Here is a 2549-nt window from a genome sequence, read left to right on the forward strand (position 1 = left end):
CAGTCGCGATGCAGAGCAGCGCTCCAACAGCTGCTTTTTCCTGCCATAACAGGCGACTACCACCCTGTAGGAGAATCTTTAGATCACGACTGGAGGCCGAAGGACTCCCGGCGGTGTTGGCAACGCCAACGATTACCGCCAACGCGGCGGCCTCCACCAGGCGCCTGCGGAGTCTTATGCGTAATCAGGTAAAGTAAAAGCGTTAAATAACGCCGCTGTCGTCCTCCGACTCGGACATCAAACCGACACTATTCAATCGCTTGCGCAGTGACTGGCGAGCCATCAGCTTCTGCTGGGCGGGTTCGGGCAGGTCGGTAAAACTGATCACGCTCTTGTCCATCAGCACGTTGATGACGTCCTCCAGCACCCGCACGAAGGCAAGGTCCGACTTCGAGAGAGCCAGGTTCTCGCCACCCTCCTCATCGGCCACGAACGCCTGCAGCTCCGGTGAGGATGGCGGCACGAACTCCTTGCACTCGGCGGTCGCCTCGCGGCTGATCTGAACGACCCGACCCGACTCGTCGCGCTTGATGTACATGGCACACTCCTCCTGATTGAGCGAAGCATAACAAAAACCCCGCCTGGGCGAACCAGGCGGGGAGGTGGATCTAGCTCAACATCGTGTTACTGGTCGATATTCAGCTGATTGTTGCTCAGCAGTTGCTCGATGAAGTCTTCGGATGACATTCCACCCATGTCATAGTTCTCCAATACGACCTTCTGATCTGCATTGGAGCCTCCCCCATCGAGGCCTCCATCATGCTTGATATAGAGCGTCGTGTTGTCTCCATCCTGCTCGGCGAAAATGAAGTCGTTGATATCGCCGGACTCCTCCCCTTGCAGGAGATGAGCGAGGTCAAGGACGTTCTGGCCCTCTCCGAAGTCGGTAACGATATCGACGGCAGCACTATCTGCGTCGCTGTCGTCAGAGACCCCCTGGTCGCCGAAGTTCCATTTGAAGACGTCATCGCCTAGACCACCGGTCAGGATGTCGTTTCCAGCGCCGCCGATGAGAATGTCGTCTCCATCAGTACCATGCACCACGTCATCACCATCGGAGCCGGAGATTTCATAGCTTCCGGTCTCGGTCGTCTTGACGAAGACGGAGAAGTCGGCGGTGGCGGTGTCGCCATCGGCATCCGACCCCGTCAGCAAGAAGTCGAGTTGATAGTCATCCGGATAGAGCTGGGTGACGTAACTGGTCGAGACGCCATCGATCTTGAAGCTGTTGGAGCCTGCCGGAGTCAACTCAATGTAATCGACATTAAGGGCCGGATCGATGTTGAAGGCGAACTCGCCATCCACAGTAGCCAAGGTTGCTGTGTAGGTTTTCGGGGTCCCATTGACATCGTAGACAGTCAAGATGGCCTGGTCGCCAACCTTCGAACCGCTCGTACCGGATACGCTGAAGGTAATGGAGCTTATGCCGATATTACCCGCCCCTTCCACTGGCCGGACATCGAACCTTAATGCTTCATCGTGATTCCCATCAACTGTATTGGAAAATGCACCCAAGTCTGACGCGGACATTTTTACATCTGCCAATTTGCCATTTCGGTAGGCAGTAACCGCCATCTCAAACTTTCCACTAAAAATATCTGCGGTGAACAAATAGGCATCCTTACCTTCTTCCTTGTATATGTTCGACTTATCAAAGCTACTCAAAAGACTGTCAATTGTTTCCTCAACGACAGGCTCCGGCGACAGCAGATCGAAGGCATAGGCACCATCGGCATTCAGCGTGAGACTGAAGAACTCGAAGTCGCCTGACTTCGCCGTGTAGGTGACCCAGGTTTCGCCAGAGTCGGTGATAGTCAGCGAGTAACCTGACGGCATTCCGGTCCAGGTCAACGAGCCTTCGCCGAAGCTGGCAAGGAAGCCTTGCCCATCGGCACCCACATTGAACTCGTAGACTCCCTCGTAGCTTCCTGCCAAGTTGGCAATGGCGAGGTTGAGAGCGGAAAGGTCAGGAGCATCATCGAGTACCGTTACTTCTAGACTGACCTCGTCAGCACTCTGACCCACTCCATCAGTAAAGGCTATCGGGTAGCCCACCAACAGATCATCCAGCGGCGTGTCACCGTCCAGGTGAGTCTTGGCTTCGTTGAGCTCGAAAACGAAGCTGACGATCCAGATACCAGAGCCTGCTTCAGTTTCGCTGACACCCGTCACACGCAGCACATTCTCACTGTCTTCTGAGGCCGGAATCTCAATCGGATCTCCCGCCCAGGCACCGTCAGTTAGAATAGCTACGCCGCCAATGGTCAGCGCCCCTAAACCACCAGGAGCAGTGATGGTGAAACTGCCGCTCGCCTTCAGTTGGCCATCGCTACTATCGTAATCACTTCGAAGCGTACCCTCTTCCAAGAAAGCCTCATTGACAACGAGCACAGCGTCGTCGAGTTCAACGGTCGGTGGAGCAGCAATGACAATGCTGTCGGCACCCTCGCTGCCCAGGTTGCCCGCTTCGTCGGCGTAGCTTTCGTCGGCAATGGTGGCGCTGCCGGTGCCGTTGTAGCCGGTTTCGGCTACCACGGTGCCGGTCCATA

2 protein-coding genes are annotated in these 2549 nt (G+C 55.6%); both read right to left on the reverse strand.

The features are described from left to right. Positions 1-202 precede the first annotated feature (202 nt). Entirely contained in the window at positions 203-538 is a 336-nt protein-coding gene (locus tag DU490_RS16820; protein ID WP_114575370.1) for a tryptophan synthase subunit beta like protein, read from the reverse strand. Positions 539-624: 86 nt separating this feature from the next. Beyond that, positions 625-2549: type I secretion C-terminal target domain-containing protein (locus DU490_RS17605; RefSeq protein WP_114575371.1), on the reverse strand; the 1925-nt coding region annotated here is incomplete at its 5' end.

This window comes from Halomonas sp. DQ26W (genome assembly GCF_003339685.1).
Taxonomy (GTDB): Bacteria; Pseudomonadota; Gammaproteobacteria; order Pseudomonadales; family Halomonadaceae; genus Halomonas.